Origin of the sequence: Pseudomonas sp. ANT_H12B (assembly GCF_008369325.1) — a bacterium.
GTDB lineage: Bacteria > Pseudomonadota > Gammaproteobacteria > Pseudomonadales > Pseudomonadaceae > Aquipseudomonas.
The window spans coordinates 39,031-55,672 of sequence record NZ_VOBI01000007.1 but is presented as its reverse complement, the minus strand read 5'-3'; the positions used below and the strand labels follow the sequence as shown (position 1 = coordinate 55,672).

14 protein-coding genes and 2 pseudogenes are annotated in these 16,642 nt (G+C 57.6%); 6 read left to right on the top strand and 10 right to left on the bottom strand.

Translation table 11 applies throughout. The features are described from left to right. Positions 1-78: 78 nt before the first annotated feature. The 6 genes from FQ185_RS12730 to FQ185_RS12700 form a co-directional block, all read right to left on the bottom strand. The gene (locus tag FQ185_RS12730; protein WP_149417751.1) at positions 79-372 is read right to left on the bottom strand and encodes a hypothetical protein; all 294 of its coding nucleotides are present in this window, start codon (positions 370-372) and stop codon (positions 79-81) included. Then, the gene (locus FQ185_RS12725; RefSeq protein ID WP_149417750.1) at positions 369-1,349 is read right to left on the bottom strand and encodes an integrase domain-containing protein; all 981 of its coding nucleotides are present in this window, start codon (positions 1,347-1,349) and stop codon (positions 369-371) included. The genes FQ185_RS12730 and FQ185_RS12725 overlap by 4 nt, the downstream gene beginning before the upstream one ends. Next, complete coding sequence (locus tag FQ185_RS12720; RefSeq protein ID WP_149417749.1) at positions 1,327-1,686, bottom strand: hypothetical protein; 360 nt, start codon at positions 1,684-1,686, stop codon at positions 1,327-1,329. The genes FQ185_RS12725 and FQ185_RS12720 overlap by 23 nt, the downstream gene beginning before the upstream one ends. Further along, positions 1,670-3,070 carry a YfjI family protein gene (locus tag FQ185_RS12715; RefSeq protein ID WP_149417748.1) on the bottom strand — a complete coding sequence of 467 codons (1,401 nt, stop codon included), beginning with the start codon at positions 3,068-3,070 and terminating at the stop codon, positions 1,670-1,672. The genes FQ185_RS12720 and FQ185_RS12715 overlap by 17 nt, the downstream gene beginning before the upstream one ends. A gap of 1,019 nt (positions 3,071-4,089) precedes the next feature. Continuing rightward, on the bottom strand, positions 4,090-5,334 hold the full coding sequence (locus FQ185_RS12705; protein WP_149417747.1) for an integrase arm-type DNA-binding domain-containing protein: 1,245 nt from the start codon (positions 5,332-5,334) through the stop codon (positions 4,090-4,092). Positions 5,335-5,693: 359 nt separating this feature from the next. Beyond that, positions 5,694-6,860, bottom strand: a complete 1,167-nt coding sequence (locus tag FQ185_RS12700; RefSeq protein ID WP_178113534.1) for an MFS transporter — start codon at positions 6,858-6,860, stop codon at positions 5,694-5,696. A gap of 223 nt (positions 6,861-7,083) precedes the next feature. Between FQ185_RS12700 and FQ185_RS12695 the strand changes: the two genes are divergently transcribed. The 3 genes from FQ185_RS12695 to FQ185_RS12685 all read left to right on the top strand — a co-directional run bounded on the left by FQ185_RS12695 (position 7,084) and on the right by FQ185_RS12685 (position 8,959). Beyond that, positions 7,084-7,410: a hypothetical protein gene (locus tag FQ185_RS12695; protein ID WP_178113531.1), complete on the top strand. Its 327-nt coding sequence runs from the start codon at positions 7,084-7,086 to the stop codon at positions 7,408-7,410. Between the two features lie 266 nt (positions 7,411-7,676). Then, entirely contained in the window at positions 7,677-7,868 is a 192-nt protein-coding gene (locus tag FQ185_RS12690) for a DUF1508 domain-containing protein (protein WP_008074435.1), read from the top strand. Between the two features lie 170 nt (positions 7,869-8,038). Beyond that, complete coding sequence (locus FQ185_RS12685; RefSeq protein ID WP_149417746.1) at positions 8,039-8,959, top strand: LysR family transcriptional regulator; 921 nt, start codon at positions 8,039-8,041, stop codon at positions 8,957-8,959. Between the two features lie 62 nt (positions 8,960-9,021). Here the strand turns inward: FQ185_RS12685 and FQ185_RS12680 are convergent, their stop codons facing one another. Then, positions 9,022-9,726 (bottom strand): ribonuclease, encoded by a 705-nt coding sequence (locus tag FQ185_RS12680; protein WP_149417745.1) that lies wholly within the window; start codon positions 9,724-9,726, stop codon positions 9,022-9,024. A 217-nt stretch (positions 9,727-9,943) separates the two neighbouring features. Here FQ185_RS12680 and FQ185_RS12675 point away from each other — a divergent pair, with 217 nt between their 5' ends. Further along, positions 9,944-10,309 carry a 5-carboxymethyl-2-hydroxymuconate Delta-isomerase gene (locus FQ185_RS12675; RefSeq protein ID WP_149417744.1) on the top strand — a complete coding sequence of 122 codons (366 nt, stop codon included), beginning with the start codon at positions 9,944-9,946 and terminating at the stop codon, positions 10,307-10,309. Between the two features lie 3 nt (positions 10,310-10,312). On the opposite strand, the gene FQ185_RS12670 is transcribed toward FQ185_RS12675, so the two are convergent. The 3 genes and pseudogenes from FQ185_RS12670 to FQ185_RS12660 all read right to left on the bottom strand — a co-directional run bounded on the left by FQ185_RS12670 (position 10,313) and on the right by FQ185_RS12660 (position 12,843). Next, entirely contained in the window at positions 10,313-11,248 is a 936-nt protein-coding gene (locus FQ185_RS12670) for a LysR family transcriptional regulator (protein ID WP_149417743.1), read from the bottom strand. 257 nt (positions 11,249-11,505) lie between these two features. Next, positions 11,506-11,643: pseudogene (locus tag FQ185_RS12665) on the bottom strand (EamA family transporter); the annotation flags it as partial. 15 nt (positions 11,644-11,658) lie between these two features. Next, the gene (locus tag FQ185_RS12660; RefSeq protein ID WP_149417742.1) at positions 11,659-12,843 is read right to left on the bottom strand and encodes a cyanate transporter; all 1,185 of its coding nucleotides are present in this window, start codon (positions 12,841-12,843) and stop codon (positions 11,659-11,661) included. A gap of 536 nt (positions 12,844-13,379) precedes the next feature. On the opposite strand from FQ185_RS12660, the pseudogene FQ185_RS12655 reads away from it, so the two are divergent. Both FQ185_RS12655 and FQ185_RS12650 read left to right on the top strand, forming a co-directional pair. Beyond that, positions 13,380-14,762: pseudogene (locus tag FQ185_RS12655) on the top strand (glutamine synthetase family protein). Positions 14,763-14,930: 168 nt separating this feature from the next. After that, positions 14,931-16,580 carry a phosphoethanolamine transferase gene (locus FQ185_RS12650; RefSeq protein ID WP_149417741.1) on the top strand — a complete coding sequence of 550 codons (1,650 nt, stop codon included), beginning with the start codon at positions 14,931-14,933 and terminating at the stop codon, positions 16,578-16,580. Positions 16,581-16,642: the final 62 nt, after the last annotated feature.

Below are 16,642 nucleotides of genomic sequence, written 5' to 3'. Positions count from 1 at the left end.
ACTTCGAATAGATTCATTCAGCAATAGAATATCCACGCTGAGATAGATGAAGGCGGACAAGCGAGCCTGGAAGGCTTCCTACCCATGAATCGAGCGTTGGATCAGCATTTCTCGGTCATTCCCTAATCGCCTCCAGACCAATAGGGCGGTGAGTCGATAGTAATACCGGGTGGCGTCGGAATGGTCTTTCAGGTGCTGAGTGAGAAACCAGCGCACATGCTTGAGCTGCCAGGTCCAGGGATTATCGCGTTGCCATCGTTGTTGAATCGCCGCTTGCATGATTCGGGCCTGCCGCAGGTGGCGTTGCTGAGTGGCCTTCGAGCCGCTCAGTACGCCGCTCAGGAACAAACCCATATCAAACGGTTTGCTCATGATCGGCCTCCAATGTAGGCCGAAACCACATCGATCCGGTTATGCCCGAGCTCAAGGCTGATCTGTTGCCGCGCCTGCTGATCAAGGTCGCGGTCAATGCGATAGCAGTGGCCACCATTGACCGGTGCGGCGTGGCCCGTGAGCTGTTCGTAACGCTCGCAGGCGTATGCCGCTCGCAGTTCATGGAAACCCTTCAGCCCGTGTTCATGCAGCGTGTCGCGGGCGGGGAGTACGGTCTGTTGCAGGAACGCGGCGTAGCTTTCGTCGCGGGCCAGCAAGTTGCGGCTACGGGGCGGCGATGCCTGACAAGCCAACTGTAGCGCCGCCTTCACCGCTTCATTGGCCACGACCCAGCGCGGCGCGGAAGCGCCTGAGCGGCCACCTTTGGTGCCGTCCTGGATGTTGATGCGGCCGAAGTCTTCGGCTTCGTGGTGCAGGCGTGGCAGATCAGCCAGGATCGCTTCGCGCAGGCGCATGCCGGTTGTTCGGGCCAACAGAACAATCGCAGCCACCCGCTCGTGGTACTGTTCGCCCAGCACCTCCACGACTCGTTGCACCTGTTGGCGGTCTTGGCCATCCGGCGCGCGGGTGCGTACGCGCGAGCGCTGCAGGCCTAACGCCTGACTCGGGCTGGCGATCCTCACTTCCTGATCACCGCGCAGCGCGGCGAGGGTACGGTTGACGCTGCTCAGGCGGTTCTGCGCGGTGGCGATGCAGAGTTCACCTTGCTGGATCTGCTGGCGCAGGTAAGCGGCGTAGTCTTGCAACGTCCGGCGATCGATCTGACGTGCATCGTTGTAACCGGGACCGTCTTCTGACCGACACCAACGCACGAACGCTTGCCAGCGATCGCTATGCGCTTTGACCGTGGCGAAGTGGCCGCCGGCAAACAGATCCTTGAGTGCTTGTGGGCCGGCGTAGCTCAGCTGGCGGCCATAGCCAAAGTTGCGCCCCTCACGCCGACCAACCAGTGCCATCATCTTCACCGTTTTCGTTGGTTTGCAGAAAGAGCAGCAGGGCTTTCCAGTGGGGGCTGAGCCGGTCCAGCTGCTGCCAGTGCGTCGGGCGGATCAGGAGGGTGTTCTCCTGGTGTTGCAGCAGGGCCCCTTCCTCACGCAGTTGCTCGATCAGCATGGCGAGGTGGGTAGGCTCCAGGGGTGGTGTGGCGACAGCGGCGACAGTGGCGACAACCCGCGTCGTGTCTGGCTTGGCGCGTGGCGACAGGGTGGCGACAGAGGTGGCGACACGCCGCGATTCTGGTTGTGGTTGATGTTGCGCTTGGTAGCGGCGCACCGCGTCATTGAGGCGAAACATGGCGGACCTCGAAAGTTTTTCCGTCGCGGCTGTTCAGCCAGCGATGGGTGATCAGCTCGACGAATAAAGAGGCGGTATGGTCAGCGCTCTTGCGGGCAAAACGAGGACCGTTACGATTGACGTCGCGGACGGTGAAGTGGGTCCAGCCTTTCTGCATCAGCCAGCGCAGCAGCCGATCCGCTTCCTCGCGTCGGCTATTGACCGGCTCCTGTTCGGTCAGGCGCTGAATCTCGGCCAGGTAGTAATCCATCAGCGTGGAGGCGCGCTGGATGTGTGCGTCCTCCAACGCACTGGCCTCTTCAACCATGGCCAACACGCCCGCGATACGCAGTACATTCGCCGCGGCCTTGCTCGCGACAGACTGGACGCCGGCCAGTTCGCCGAACTCGCCAGACTGGCACTCGATGGTGTCGTGAATATCTATCCAGGCCCGACGGGCACGGGGTGTCAGCTCGAGTGTGGCGGGATTGAGTGAGCCATCCTTGTGAAGCGACCAGGGCTTTTGCAGCAGGGCGGTGATCCGCTGTTGGTAGCGCTGGACTTTGGCATCTCGGGTCAGGTCGATTGCCTTGTAGAGTCGCTGGCCGGCCAGGCGCTCGGGCCAACTGATCAGGCAACGGCCGAGGATGCCTTGGCCATTGATCACTGGGTCTTTGAACAGTTGGTTGGCCAGGTAGGGCTGTAGCATCAGATGCAGACTGAGGCGACGGTCATAGGCCCTCAGACTTTCCCCCGCCATGGAGCGCGCCCGATCGATCGGGCTGCCATCCCACAGCGTCGACAAGGTGGTGATCGCCTTGAGCAGGTTCTCTTTGCTCATGGTGCTGCTGCCCAAGAACTGGCCACCTTCATCATTGAACAAGCCCATGCTGGGCAAGCCCTGGCACAGACTTTTGACCAGGGCCTCAATGGTCGGTTCGGCAATGATCAGTCTCGGCGGTACCGGCTCGGACAGCTCACCGCCTGCCGTCTCTCCGCGCCTCTTTGAGGTTTTGGGTTTGGCCATGAGGCTGGTCGCGGCGCGATAGGCTTTGAGCTTTTCCGCATACAGGGTCCACTGCTGCCGCTCCCAGTCGCGCGCCGCCTTCAGGGCCAGGTGATCCACCGCGCTTTTGCGATCACCCGAGGACGCCACCGTCAGCAGGTAAAGGGACAGCGGATAGGTTCGGCCGTCGAGTTGGACATTGGCATGACCCTGGCTCACCAGGGCCGCGCTGGCCAGCACCGATTGTGCGGCCATGGCGCAGGGCACGCCGATCACTTCGGCCAGTCGTTCGACCGCAGGGCCCAACAGTTCCCCAAGTGCTTCGACCGGGTAGGGCAGTGGCGCCTGCTGGTATTCCAGCAATGGTTGTGGTGGCTCGAACGCTTCGCACAGTTGCATCGCACTTCTCCTGAGAATATCGACTTCGTCCTCACTCATCCCGCCACGGTTGTTGAGTGTTATCAGGGATCAAGGCCCCTGCGACCTGTGAGGTTTGTCCTCTCACGCGGGACTAACGGCTCCTTACGGCCGGGAGCTTGGGCATCTCATGACCTGGCCTCCTGAACACCTCCGAAGAAGTGGGCGGGTGGAGGCTGCACTGGCTGACGAGACCGGTGCCGCGAGATCCTGAGTCGGGAGAAGGCAGTGAGGCGATGACTGGGACATGCCTGACTGTCAGTCAGGTGCAGTCCATTCCGTGGGCTGCGGCACCATTATCGGCATCGCTGTGGCGAGTGAGCATTCGGTGTTTGTCACGCCGATTGTCACGAGGGGGAAAGCCGCAAAGGCCCATGCGAGTAGAGCTGCAGCAGTGTGATATGCGCCCGTCTCTTTCGGGGGAAAGAGACGGGCGCAGGTTGACGCAGTGAAATGGTCAAGCGGATATGTTGCTGCAGGACAGCTGGGTAGGGGGATGAGTTGCCGCAGTAGGCACTCTGCTAGAAGTAGGCATCCATCACATGGGTAGTGATCGTGCGAGTCGACGGACGCTAATCGCACTGGAGAGAACCACCACGCTGTGGCGTAGCCTCAAAGGTTCTGGCTACCTGGGTGCTGTCGAGGACAGCGCTGGTAAGGCTCTGGTGTAACGCCCGTTCTGCTAGCCGTCAACAGCATTTTGGGGGCCACTGTTGCTCCAAATGGTAGCGCTGGATGACCTTGGAAATCGGTGGCATTACATGGCCGTGTGGTCGTTCGTCGGTTTTTAATGTGAGCCCATGCAGGTGGGAATGCGGAGCCTTCCCGCCTGCATGGGCTTGGCCGAAAAAGCCCCAAGAGCGAGGCTGGCAACGGCGACAGTCGCCACCTCTGTCGCCACGCTGCAGGCCAGGTATTACGTGGGTTGTCGCCACTGTCGCCGCTGTCGCCATCCTCCACTCGATAAACCAGGTGAGATGATGGCGTGAACATCTCTCGCCTCATTCAACAGTATTTGCCACCGCATGCCCTGTGGCATATCGCGCCCAATCCTCCATCAGTATTCGCCGCTTTTCAAAAAGATCACCACGTCGATAAGCCGCCTCTACCGCATTCTCTACGGTGTGTGCGAGCGCCTGTTCACAGACCTCTCGAGGATAGTGAGTAACTTCGCTCGCCCAATCCCTGAAAGTCGAACGGAATCCATGCGTCGTGAGATCGCCCCGCTTCATCCGACGCAATGCCATCAACATCGCCATATTACTCAGGGGACGCTTTTTGCGAGCCCCCGCAAATAGGTGATTGTTTCCTTCAACGCGAGGAAGCCCTGCGAGTAAATCCAATGCCGCTTTTGATAGAGGTACCCGGTGTTCCTTCCCAGCTTTCATCCTCGGTGCAGGAATGGTCCATACCCTTGCTGCCACGTCGATCTCTGCCCACGTCGATTCAAGCACCTCACTGGTTCGGCAGGCAGTCAGGATGGTAAAGTGCAAGGCTTTAGAGCTCAGATCATTTGCTTTCTCAAGGGGCGCCATGAAGGCGGGAAGCTCTGTCCACGACATTGCTGCGTGATGCTTCACAGCGCGCACTTTTGCGCGAGGTGGCAGCAGTTTGTCCAGGTGTCCACGCCATCGCGCGGGGTTTTCTCCATCGCGCAGCCCTCTGGCCTTTGCTGCATCGAGGACCAGTTCGATACGGTTTCGCAAACGGCTGGCAGTTTCGGGTATTACTGTCCAAATCGGTTTGAGGATTTTCAGCACATGTTCAATGCCTATTTCCTGCGTCGGAAAATCGCCTATGTCCTTGAACGCATAAGTAGCCAGAGTGTTCTCCCACTGCTGGGCATGCTTGGCATTTTTCCAGCCTGCTCTGTGGGCAGCGATGTAGTCGAGAGCGACCTCTTTGAAAGTGGTTGCTTTGGCCCTGGCCGCATCCTCAGCTAAACGTTCGGCTTCTTTTTCCAGCCGATGCCGTTCCATCTCCTCATCCCGACGGGTAAGCGGATCGACGCCTGACTTGCTCAGCTTTCTGGCTTCTGCAGCTTTCTCACGAGCTACCGCAAGGCTTACTTCGGGGTGCCTGCCGAGTCCCATGTCTCGGCTCTTACCAGCAAGCTTGTAGCGGAAGATCCAGCTTGCGCCACCGGTACGACCGACTTTCAAGTAGAGGCCGTCACCATCGTTGGTCATTCCGGGTAACCCCGATCTGACTATTTTTTCTACCGCTTTGGTCGTCAGAGATGCCATCAGTCACTTCCTCTTTGAAAGGATGATGACTCAATCTAAATGAATGCCAGCCCATACTCCAGCCCATACCTTGGACCTTGACTTCCCGTAGTCACGCTTGGACCACAAAAGAAAGTATCTGCGTCAACTGTATGTTTTTATAGAGTTTTTATAGAGGTAATTAAACGTCTATGGACTTCTAGAAGCACTAAAATGGCTGACTATCTCTCCGCCATTATTGAATAAGACTAAGCCCCCGAAATTGTTAAAGATTTCGGGGGCTTTTTCGTTTCTGGCATTTCGTTTAGGGCAAATTTGCCGCCTGTTTTCCCGGCGAACGGTAGGACTTTCTCGCGAAACATAGGTGGTATCGCTTTTTGCTATCGAACCAGAACTCTCGCCTGGATCACCCACAATCCCAGCAACGTCAGAACAGCAAAGCCCCCACCCATCAAGAAAGTGGCTTGGAAGCCTACCGCGTCCCACAACGCCCCAGCGATGACGCTGGCCAGTAGCAAGGCCAACCCGGTTAACAGATTGAACATGCCAAATGCCGTCCCGCGCAGTTCAGCCGGCGCGCAATCGGCGATCAGGGCGGCGAATATCCCTTGGGTAAACCCCATGTGCAGCCCCCATAGAACGACGCCGACGGCCAAGCCTTCGATACCCGGCGCGAACGCCAGAGTCAGGTCGGCAGCAATCAGCAATATCAAACCTACGCCGAGCACCGCCACGCGGCTGACACGATCAGACAAGGCCCCGGCGGGAAAGGCTGACAGTGAGTACGCCACCCCCATCAGGACAAGCACCGCTGGCGCCCACATCGGCGCCAGCCCGACGGCCTGACCGCGCAGAATCAGAAAGGCTTCGCTGAAACGCGCCAGGGTGAACACCGCAGCGACACCCACCACCCACCAGTAGCCAGCGCCCAGTCGGGCTAACTCCCGCCGGCTCAACGGCGCACGCACCCGGCGCGTCCCTTCCACTTGTTTGGGCTCATGAACGAACACCAGCAGCACCGCGACGGCAAGGAAGGCCGGGATGACGGCCACCCAGAACACAGTCTGGAAGTGGTTCGCGGTTAGCCACATCAATCCGATCGCCAGTAACGGTCCCAGGAATGCACCAACGGTATCCAGAGTTTGCCGCAGGCCGAAAGCTGCCCCCCGTATCGCGGGGGGCGTGATATCGGCCACCAACGCATCGCGCGGTGCGCCGCGAATACCTTTGCCAATGCGGTCGATAAAGCGAGCCCCGATCAGCCAGTCCAGCGAGCCCGCCAAAGGAAAGATCGGTTTGGACAGTGCCCCCAGCCCATAGCCCAACGCCGCGAGCAGTTTGCGCTTGCCCAATCGATCGCTGAGTGCTCCGGAGAATACCTTGGTGATCGAGGCCGTAGCCTCGGCTATGCCTTCGATGAGACCCACGGCCAAAACGGAGGTACCCAGTACTGTGACCATATAGAGTGGCAACAATGCATGGATCATCTCCGAGGAGATGTCCATCAGCATCGAGACGAAGCCCAACGCCCAGATGCCGCCAGGCATGGTGCGCCAAACGTTGCCGGTTGACGGCTTCTCGATTGGCGCAGTAATCGAAGTGCCACCTGACTTGTCAGTGGTTTTCATCATGTGCCTCGAAAACTTGTTTTGGCATAAGGCAGCTTATAGCGCCTCGTGATCCCACATCAGCATTTTCTGGCTTTCGGCGTAACCCTGGTCATTAGCTATCATGCAATACAGGGCAAATCACCGGATGACGGGGGAATGCATGAACAGATGGCGGCGGATTTGGGTGACTGTGAAGTTGCTGGCAGCATTTGCGGCATGCCTGACCGTTGCTGTTCAGGCTTTCAACTACATGTTGGAAAGCCCCGATGCAGCGCAGATGCACCCTTTGAGCATTTTGGTGGTTGGACTGATCTTCGGCTTCATCACCTATGGAATCCTTTCACTGATTGAAAGGGCAGTGCGGGGTTTACTGCCCCATCCTGACCCGGCTCAACCTCAAACAGAGCTTGAGGAAGATGCCGTGCTGATGGAAGAACAGCCTTTGGCCCTGACAGCAGACGATTCAACTCAGCAGAAAAATCAGTGAACATTCTGTAAGGCGGCTCGAATCAGAGTTTTTGCGTCGGACCAGACAGCATCGCAGTGTAAGAAAAATATGCCTCTTCAAGGGAAAAGTTACTCAGCGCAGTCACCCAATTTACCGCCCCCCGAATCTGTTGGTCCTCCCGCCAATCAAGGCTGTATCTGCGAAACATCCCCTGACATTGAAAGACCCTGCTGCAAAAAATCCTCATCTACTCTCGTTTCGCAGATCACTGATCTGCCGTCATCAGCAATCGCAAGGAGCGAGCAATGTATTTTGAGATTTACAGGCAAACCCGCGGCATCGCACAGACCGGTAAAGGTCAATGGCGGTGGCGTTTGAGGGCGGGTAACCATGAAACAATTGCCAGCGGGGAGGCTTACGTCAATAAGTCTGATTGTGTGCATGCCATTAGCTTGATCAAAGGGACCCACGATCAGACCCCGGTCAAGGAAATCTAGGCTTCAGGTGGTGAAGCTGCTCAGTCAGAGCAGCTTCGTTTCAACGGCCGGTCTTACGGTTGTGAATGCCGCTGCCTGAATCAGGATTAAACGCAAACTGCTTGAGTCGCATAGACGCCGATTGCGACACCTACCTAAACTGTCAGCAGATTTGGGAGCAGGGGCAGTGGATGAATCGTAACGAACTACGCAAGGCCGACATCAACCTGATGGTGGTGTTTGAAACGCTGATGCTCGAACGCAACGTCACCCGGGTGGCGGAGAAATTGTTTCTCGGCCAGCCGACCATCAGTTCGGCGCTCAATCGCTTGCGCACGATGTTCAACGATCCGCTGTTCATACGTGTCGGGCATCGCATGGAACCGACGGCGCGGGCCGAGGAGATTATTCTGCACTTGTCGCCGGCGCTGGATTCGTTGTCGGTGGCGTTGAGCCTGACCCATGATTTCGACCCCGCCAGCAGCACCATGACCTTTCGTATCGGGCTGTCGGACGATGTCGAGTTTGGCCTGCTGCCGCCATTGCTGCGTGCCTTGCGTCAGGAAGCCCCAAAGGTGGTGTTCGTGGTGCAGCATGTCGATTACTGGCGGATTCCGGATTTGCTGGCGTCGGGCGATATCACCGTTGGTATCAGCCAGACTCGCGGGCTGCCGGCCAACGCCAAGCGCAAGTTGTTGCGGCACATCCTGCCCAGCATTTTGCGCGCGGACGCATCGGACACACCGCTGACGCTCGATGAATATTGCGCGCGACCGCACGTGCTGGTTTCCCACACCGCCAATGTCAGTGGTTACGCCGATGAGTGGCTGGCGGAGATTGGTCGCACGCGCCAAGTCGTCCTTTCCGTGCCGCAATACAGCTCGTTGCCGGCCTTGCTTGCCGGGACCGACCTGATCGCCAGTTTGCCGGACTACGCCGCCGAAGCGATGGCCGCGTCCGGCCAGCTGTTCAAGGAGCCGTTCCCGTTCAAGGCGCCGACCCTGGATCTGTCGATGGTCTGGCTCAGCCATGTCGATACCGACCCGGCCGAGCGCTGGTTGAGATCGCGGCTGGAGGCGTTCATGAGTGAGCATCCTGAGTCGCGGATCTGAATTTTGCCAGGCGGGGCAGGTGACGAGCGAGTCAGAACTCGCTCGGATCGGGAGGCAAGTGATCAAGCCGCCGGGATATGAGTTTCCTGCAACTGACACTTCTCTCCGATTTGCAGCTTTTTGTCCTGGGTGTAAGGCTGTCCCTGTCTATCGATCAGGAAGAACACTTCGAATAGATACTGTTTGCCGTCTAAGCTCGCACAACGAAATGAGGTGTTGGACGGGAACAGCGCTTTTAACTTTTCCAGATCAAGGGATTTACCCTGATATTGGTTGAACTCCGGACTGTAGTGGACGGCGTCGCGCAACTTCACAAAATCTTCGAAGTATTCCCGTTGGCTGGTGCCATAGCAGGTGCCGTGTTTTTGCCATTCGTGTTTCATCAGGTATTCAGGCGCCTCGGTGACAATTTCAGAAAAACGGTTGTCGGCCTGGGCCTGTGCCTGGACTGTTGGTGACAGTTCGCAAACGGCTTCAGCCTGATTACATCCTGCGGATTTGATGCAGGAAGAGGGGTGGCGATTGGCCGATTGGGCGGTGCTGTTGTAATACGGCCAGATGCCGTGGGTGTAAAAAACGTTTTTCGGTTTGTTACATCCGGCTGTGGCGGGTTTCAACAGGCAAAATGTCGGCTGCCAAGTGACGGCATAAGCGAGGTAGTCGAAGTTTGCGCTAGGAGCTCCTTCCTGGCTTTCTTCGCTAGGGTCAAGAGCGTGTGCGCAGAGGGAAATAACAGACAGGGCCATTGAGGCATATAGACGATTCATGGTGTTCAATCCTTGATTCAGGTTTTTCCGGGTTACCTCCTCACTGCTGGAGAGGACGCTTGCTGTTTCAGCGTCATGATCAATTAACGGCACACTTCTAATTTCAGACCTGATCTGGAAACGATAGTAGAGTACGGAGCATTGGGAAAACCAAGTGGATGTGCGGCTATCGTCTTCATCCTTATTTTCGTCCCGCCATTAATTCAGGAGCTCAGTCATGCCCCACCTGCACATGGAATACACCGCCAACCTGCCCGAGCTCAATGCCGACATGGCGTTGATTCGGCTCAATAATGCGTTGGTGGCTTCCGGTCAGTTCGCTGCCGAATACGACATCAAGAGCCGAGCGGTGAAGGTCGAGACGTTCAAGGTTGGCACGGCGTTAGGTGAACGGGCCTTTGTGCATGTGAAACTGGCACTGTTGAGCGGTCGCTCACCGCAGATCAAGAAGCAGCTATCCGAAAGTTTGCTGGCCGTAGTGCAGGACCTGTGTGAATGGCCGACGGACATTGAAGTCCAGCTGGCCGTGGAAATCCTCGATATCGATCGAGAGTCCTACACCAAGATTGCCATCAAACACTGAGTTTCAGGCCATTTCCTGCTCGGTGCAGGCCTTGACCACTTGCTCGCGAAGCCAGGTGTTGGCGCTGTCCTGATCGACATTCTGGCTCCACTGCATGTCGAGGCTGAAACCCGGCAAGCCGTTGGGCGCTTCGCAATGTTTGAAGATCGCGTCGTTGGCCAGCAATTGCTGGATACGCCGAGGCAGGGTCAGGATGAAGTCGGTACCGGTGATCATCTTCAGTGCCGCGCTGTAGCTGTTGGAACGCGCGACGATCTGCCGTTTTTGCGCCTGCTGCGCCAGCCAGCCATCGACCATGTTGATGGTGGAAGTCCAGGGTGTCGGGAACACGTGCCGGCGTTCGACAAAGGCTTGCAGGCTTAAACGCGGTTCCGGCGGTGTGGCGCGTTTATCGAAGACACAGACCAGGTCGTCCTCCAGCAGCAGCCGGGATTTGAAATCGCCGTGGCTGCGATGAAAGTTCGGGCCGAAGCAAATCACCAGGTCGAGGCTGCCGTCGCGCAGTTCTTCGGCCGGAATGTCGGTTTCGAACTTGTGCATGTTGACCATGACCGGCAGATCGGCGAAATCAAAGCTTTTCAACAGATGCGGCAGGATCAACTGCTCGAAGTATTCCGGTGCGCAGATATTGAAGGTGACGGGTTGCAGGGTGGGGTCGAATGCTGGCGCACCGGCGTGACACAGGTTGATGCTTTCCAGGATCTTCAGCACGTGGGCGTACATGGTGCTGGCTTTGTAGGTGGGGCGCATCCCCGCGCGGGTATTGATGAACAACTCGTCTTCGAAACTGGTGCGCAGTTTTTTCAGGCAGTAACTCACGGTGGACTGACTGACGCAGAGCGTCTCGGATACCCCGGTGACGCTGCTTTGCTCATACACGGCGATAAACACCATGAGGTCCTGCATATCGAGCTTTCTAAGCAAGTTACTGTTCAGCATCCATTCCGTCTCGCTGTGCTCCTTGCGCTGACTGTGCGCAAATTTGTGCGAACGATCCTAGCGGAACGATGGTGCCAGGAGAATGCCTCGTAGGAATTTTCATGGAAAGTTGTGGGGAGGTGTCAGGTGCCTTTAGCCCTGAATCGCTGCCGGCATCGCGCGGCGGCTGAACATAAGCAGCGCCAACATGCCGAATCCCACTAGCAGCGCACCGATGATTTCCAGCGTCAGCGACGACTGACGCCACCACGACCGGTGAAATAACGGCGCAAACCGGTCAGCAGGATCGGGTCGATGGCTTGGCTGACCTGTGCTGCCGCAGAAAACGATGCAGCGATCAACAGTGCCCAGAGCAACATGCCGACGTGAGCGGCGGCGAAACCGGTGTGTTTCATGATGTGGGGGCCGGGTCAGCAAATGTGTTTGGCGTAATGCCGCGGATCAAAGCGCAAGACCATCAGGATCATCAGCGCCATAACGCCGGTCAGTGACCACCAGGCCCATTCGAAGCTGCCGAGCTGATCGCGGATCAACCCGGCAATCAGCGGCGAGAGACCGGCGATCAGGTAACCGATGCCTTGGACGAACGCGGTCAGCCCACCGGCACGCTGGGGATTGTCCAGATGATCCAGGCACACGATGAGGCTCATCGGGAACAGTCCGCCGATGCCGAGCCCCAGCAGACATGGCCACAACAGAGTCAGATGTTGCGGGCTGAGAATAAGCCCGCAGAAACCGGCCATGATCAGCACCAGCAACACCACCAGCACTACGCGCCGGTCACGGCTGCGGTTGGCGATGGCCGGTGTCAGCAGGCCGGATAACACTTCCATGGCGGTCAAGAAACCCAGCAGCAACCCGGCGTTTTGTTCGCTCCAACCCTTTTCTACGTAGTACGGCGCCAGCCAAGCCAGCACACAGGTATAGGACGCCGTGCCCAGGCCGAAGAAAATGGCGAGCAGCCAGGCGCGGGAATTGCCGAAGAAGGAGCCATTGCGTTGCGCTTGAGCAGGCTGCGCTGGCATCCGTTCACGTTGCATGCACCAAAACAGCAGCGCTACCAGTGCCAGTACCGCCCAGATCGCCAGGCCCACGCGCCAGCTGCCGGTGCGGGTCATCACCAGCGGCGCAAACGACGCCGCAATCGCTGCGCCGCCCATGATCGACGTGACGTAGAGCCCCATGCACAGGGAAACGTTTTCGCTGAAGCGGGATTTGATCAGTGCCGGCATCAGCGCCTGGATCAGCGCAATGCCGATGCCTGCCAGCACCGCGCTGAGGATCAGTTCGGCCGCCGAATCGAGGAACAATCGCGACACAGTGGCCAGGCTGATAATCAGCAGCGACAGCACCACGGTACGCTGTTCGCCGAGTCGCTGGCTGACGCTGAGACCGAAGAACATCGCCAGTCCCATCGCCATGACCGGCAGCATGGTCAACAGCGAGGCCAGACTGAAACTCAACGGGATATCACCACGAATCGCCGACAGCAACGGACCGACAGCGGCCATCGAGGGCCGCAGGTTCAGGGCGACAAGGATGATGCTGAACATCAGCCAAAGGGCGGGGCGGGAGGTTGCGCGAACGTTTTCCATCAATCGAACCTTCAATAACAAGGCCGCGATTAGGCGCGCGAGGCCCGGAGGGTCGCAAATCAGATAACCCTGGGTGGTATTTAGAAATTAAATATTTCTGATGCTGCGCGGACCCTGTGGGAGCGGGCTTGCCCGCGATGGCGGTTTCACATTCAGCGACTATGTGCGACTGCCAGTACGCTATCGCGGGCAAGCCCGCTCCCACAGGGGGATGCAGTGTCCGGCAGATTTTGTTCACTTAAGCGGATTGTTAATGTTTAGCCAATCCACAACCAAAGTTCTTCAAATCCTGATTTAACGACTTAACCTGCCATGTGACGCTGCTGCTCATCTGTTTTCTGCGGTTTTCTCTATGGACGATTGTCCAGTCGCACTTCCTTCCGAATTGGCCTTCTGGGCGCTGTGGCACTGCCGTCACGCGCGCCCACCGGATTCCTGCATTTCCCGTTGATTGTTCTTACAGGTCCCGTGCTCTGCGCCGGGATCAAATCGGCGACGCATGTGCGTTTGCCTGACGCGGAAATAAGAGAATTCCCATGAGTGTTGCCACGACATCTTTCGCCCCCCAGCAAGAAGCCCTGATCTTTCTGGAACAGAACCCGGATATCGAGATGTTCGAGTTGTTCATCCTCGACAACAACGGCGTACCTCGGGGCAAGTTGCTGCATCGCGATGAGTTGCTGGCGGTGTACGAAAGCGGACGGCCGCTGCCGAGCACCATTCTTGGCCTGACCATCAACGGCGATGACGTGGAAAACTCCGGCCTGGTCTGGGATGTGGGCGATATCGATTGCCGGGCGTACCCGATCAGCGGCAGTTTGACGCGCATGCCGTGGCGGCTGATTCCAACGGCGGCGGTGCAGGTCAGCATGCACCCGAAGGAGGGCATGCCCGCGACGATCGCCGATCCACGGCATCTGCTGGCGAAAGTCATCGAAGGCTTGCAGGCCGACGGCTATTACCCGGTGATGGCGGCGGAGCTGGAGTTCTACCTGCTGGATCAGCAGCGCGACAGCAACGGTCGGCCGCAACCGGCGCGGGATGTCGATGGCGGTCGTCCGCGCGGCACTCAGGTCTACGGATTGCGTGAACTGGAGCAGATCGAACCGTTTCTGGCCGATCTCTACAGCGCCTGCAAGCTCCAGGGTATTCCGGCGCGCACGGCGATTTCCGAGTACGCGCCGGGGCAAGTCGAAATCACCCTCCAACACCGCACCGACGCCTTGCAGGCGATGGACGAAGCGGTGCGCTACAAACGGCTGGTCAAGGGTGTAGCGCATAAACACGGGATGACGGCGTGCTTCATGGCCAAACCGTTCGATGACCTGGCGGGCACCGGGATGCACATGCACGTCAGCCTGGCGGACAAGGATGGCAACAACCTGTTCGCCAGCTAAGCGTCGGACGGCACACCGCTGCTCAAACAGGCCGTTGGCGGGATGCTCAGCACGTTGCTCGATTCGTTGCTGTTGTTCTGTCCGAACGCCAACTCTTACCGCCGCTTCCAGACCAACAGCTACGCGCCGCTGGCGGCCACGTGGGGTGTGGATAATCGCACCGTGAGTTTGCGTGTGCCCGGCGGGCCGGCGTTCTCCCGGCATATCGAACACCGCATCTGTGGTGCCGACGCCAACCCCTATCTGGCGGCCGCGGCAATCCTGGCCGGTATCCATCGCGGTATTCGCGAACAGCTCGATCCTGGCACGCCAGTGGAGGGCAATGGGTATGCCCAGGCCACGGAACTGTTGCCGACTGACTGGTTGACCACATTGCGGGCGCTGGAGGGTTCGAGTTGGGCGCGGGAGGCGTTCGGTAGTGAATTCCTCGGCGTCTACCTGGCAGTGAAACGTGCCGAATACCGGCAGTTCATGGGCGAGGTCGGCGAGCAAGATTGGCGCTGGTACCTGAACCAGGCCTGAACCATTCTCAAATAAGTTATTAGTTACAGCCTAGTACCGGAAGCCAACTAATCGTTGGCTTCTTTTTCACGAAAAATTGATGGTTGGCTGCCTAAAGTTTGTGTTGTCGCGGTAAATGAAATTTTCACATTTACCGAGGGCACTTCTTTTCAGGAATAGCCGCTCATCATGTTGAAGATTAAAACCGTGCGCCCCGAGTGGGTGACACTGATTGCCAGCGCCTTTTTAATAACAGGCTTCAATTGGGTTCTCTGGCAACACCTGTTTGAAATCACGGCGTCTGACGGTAAAGGCATCGTCATGCGCGTGGCATTCGGGGTGATGATCTTCGCAGCCTTCAACATTGTATTGACCCTGCTGGCTTTCCGGCCGGTGATGAAACCTGTCTTGACCCTGATCTTTATGGTCAGTGCGGGTGTCGCGTACTTCATGGGTCAGTATGGCGTTCTGATCGACGCCGGCATGTTGCGTAACTTTGCCGAAACCAATGCAACGGAAGTGCGCGACTTACTGTCTATGAAGTTACTTGTCTATATTGTTCTGCTCGGTGTCTTGCCGTCGTGGCTGTTGTGGAAGATACCGATTAATTATCGTCCTTGGTGCCGTGATCTACTAAGTAAGGTTCTTGTGAGTGTTGCCTCGCTTGCGGTAATCGGTGGTGTCGCACTGGTTAACTATCAAGGCCTGTCTTCATTGTTTCGTAATCATCATGAGTTGCACCTGATGGTGGTGCCCAGCAACTACATCGGTGCCTCGGCCAGCTACCTGCATGAACAGGTCGTGTCGGCGCGCCAACCCTTTGTCGCACTCGGCGTGGATGCCCAGCGAAATCCCGCCTGGCAAACCCACGGCCGCAAATCCCTGACCGTGCTGGTGGTGGGCGAAAGTGCCCGGGCCGAGAACTTCGGCATCCTCGGTTATGACCGTGACACCACGCCCACACTGGATAAAGAAGCAGGCCTGATCGCATTCACCGATGTGCACTCCTGTGGCACCGAAACTGCGGTGTCAGTGCCGTGCATGTTCTCCAACATGGGCCGCAAGGATTACAACGCCAGCAAGGCAAAGAACGAAGAAGGGTTGCTCGACGTGCTCAAGCGCGCCGGTCTCGACGTGATCTGGCGTGACAATCAGTCGGGCTGTAAAGGCACCTGCGATCGGGTCACTCTCGACGACGTCAGCAATTTGAAAGACCCGGTGTTGTGCGCCAACAGCGAATGCCGCGACGAAATTCTCCTGCAAGGTTTGCAGCATTTCATCGACACGCTGGATAAAGACACCGTGCTAGTCCTGCATCAGATGGGTAGTCACGGACCGGAATACTTCAAGCGCTACCCGAAAGAGTACGAACGCTTTACTCCGGTCTGCGAAAGTAATGCGCTGAACAATTGCAGTCGCGAAAGTATCGTCAACGGCTATGACAACACGCTGGTGTACACCGACCATGTGCTGTCGACCCTGATCGATCTGTTACGCGACAACCAGGACAAGGTCGATACCGCGATGCTCTATCTGTCGGACCACGGCGAATCCCTGGGCGAGTACAACTTGTTCCTTCATGGCACGCCTTACATGCTTGCGCCGGAACAACAAAAGCATGTCGCGATGCTGGCATGGTTCTCCGACAGCTATCAAAAGTCATTCTCGGTGGACACCCATTGCCTGCAGTTGAGTCGTGAAAAACCCTTGAGCCAGGACAACCTGTTCCATTCGATGCTCGGTTTGCTGGAGGTCAACAGTAAGGTCTACAACCAGGATCTGGACCTGTTCGCCGGATGCCGCGGGGCCATGATCGATGGCGTATTGGCTAAAGAATAATGCTTCGACCTTTTTTTCACGCACGGACCGCTAACCTGCGACCGGTGTATTTTCCTACAAGA

Excerpts from the sequence above, each read along its gene's own strand:
- FQ185_RS12730 (WP_149417751.1), bottom strand. The coding sequence starts at position 372 with ATGAGCAAACCGTTTGATATGGGTTTGTTCCTGAGCGGCGTACTGAGC.
- FQ185_RS12725 (WP_149417750.1), bottom strand. The coding sequence starts at position 1,349 with ATGGCACTGGTTGGTCGGCGTGAGGGGCGCAACTTTGGCTATGGCCGC.
- FQ185_RS12720 (WP_149417749.1), bottom strand. The coding sequence starts at position 1,686 with ATGTTTCGCCTCAATGACGCGGTGCGCCGCTACCAAGCGCAACATCAA.
- FQ185_RS12715 (WP_149417748.1), bottom strand. The coding sequence starts at position 3,070 with ATGCAACTGTGCGAAGCGTTCGAGCCACCACAACCATTGCTGGAATAC.
- FQ185_RS12705 (WP_149417747.1), bottom strand. The coding sequence starts at position 5,334 with ATGGCATCTCTGACGACCAAAGCGGTAGAAAAAATAGTCAGATCGGGG.
- FQ185_RS12700 (WP_178113534.1), bottom strand. The coding sequence starts at position 6,860 with ATGCCTGGCGGCATCTGGGCGTTGGGCTTCGTCTCGATGCTGATGGAC.
- FQ185_RS12695 (WP_178113531.1), top strand. The coding sequence starts at position 7,084 with ATGAACAGATGGCGGCGGATTTGGGTGACTGTGAAGTTGCTGGCAGCA.
- FQ185_RS12690 (WP_008074435.1), top strand. The coding sequence starts at position 7,677 with ATGTATTTTGAGATTTACAGGCAAACCCGCGGCATCGCACAGACCGGT.
- FQ185_RS12685 (WP_149417746.1), top strand. The coding sequence starts at position 8,039 with ATGAATCGTAACGAACTACGCAAGGCCGACATCAACCTGATGGTGGTG.
- FQ185_RS12680 (WP_149417745.1), bottom strand. The coding sequence starts at position 9,726 with ATGAATCGTCTATATGCCTCAATGGCCCTGTCTGTTATTTCCCTCTGC.
- FQ185_RS12675 (WP_149417744.1), top strand. The coding sequence starts at position 9,944 with ATGCCCCACCTGCACATGGAATACACCGCCAACCTGCCCGAGCTCAAT.
- FQ185_RS12670 (WP_149417743.1), bottom strand. The coding sequence starts at position 11,248 with ATGCTGAACAGTAACTTGCTTAGAAAGCTCGATATGCAGGACCTCATG.
- FQ185_RS12660 (WP_149417742.1), bottom strand. The coding sequence starts at position 12,843 with ATGGAAAACGTTCGCGCAACCTCCCGCCCCGCCCTTTGGCTGATGTTC.
- FQ185_RS12650 (WP_149417741.1), top strand. The coding sequence starts at position 14,931 with ATGTTGAAGATTAAAACCGTGCGCCCCGAGTGGGTGACACTGATTGCC.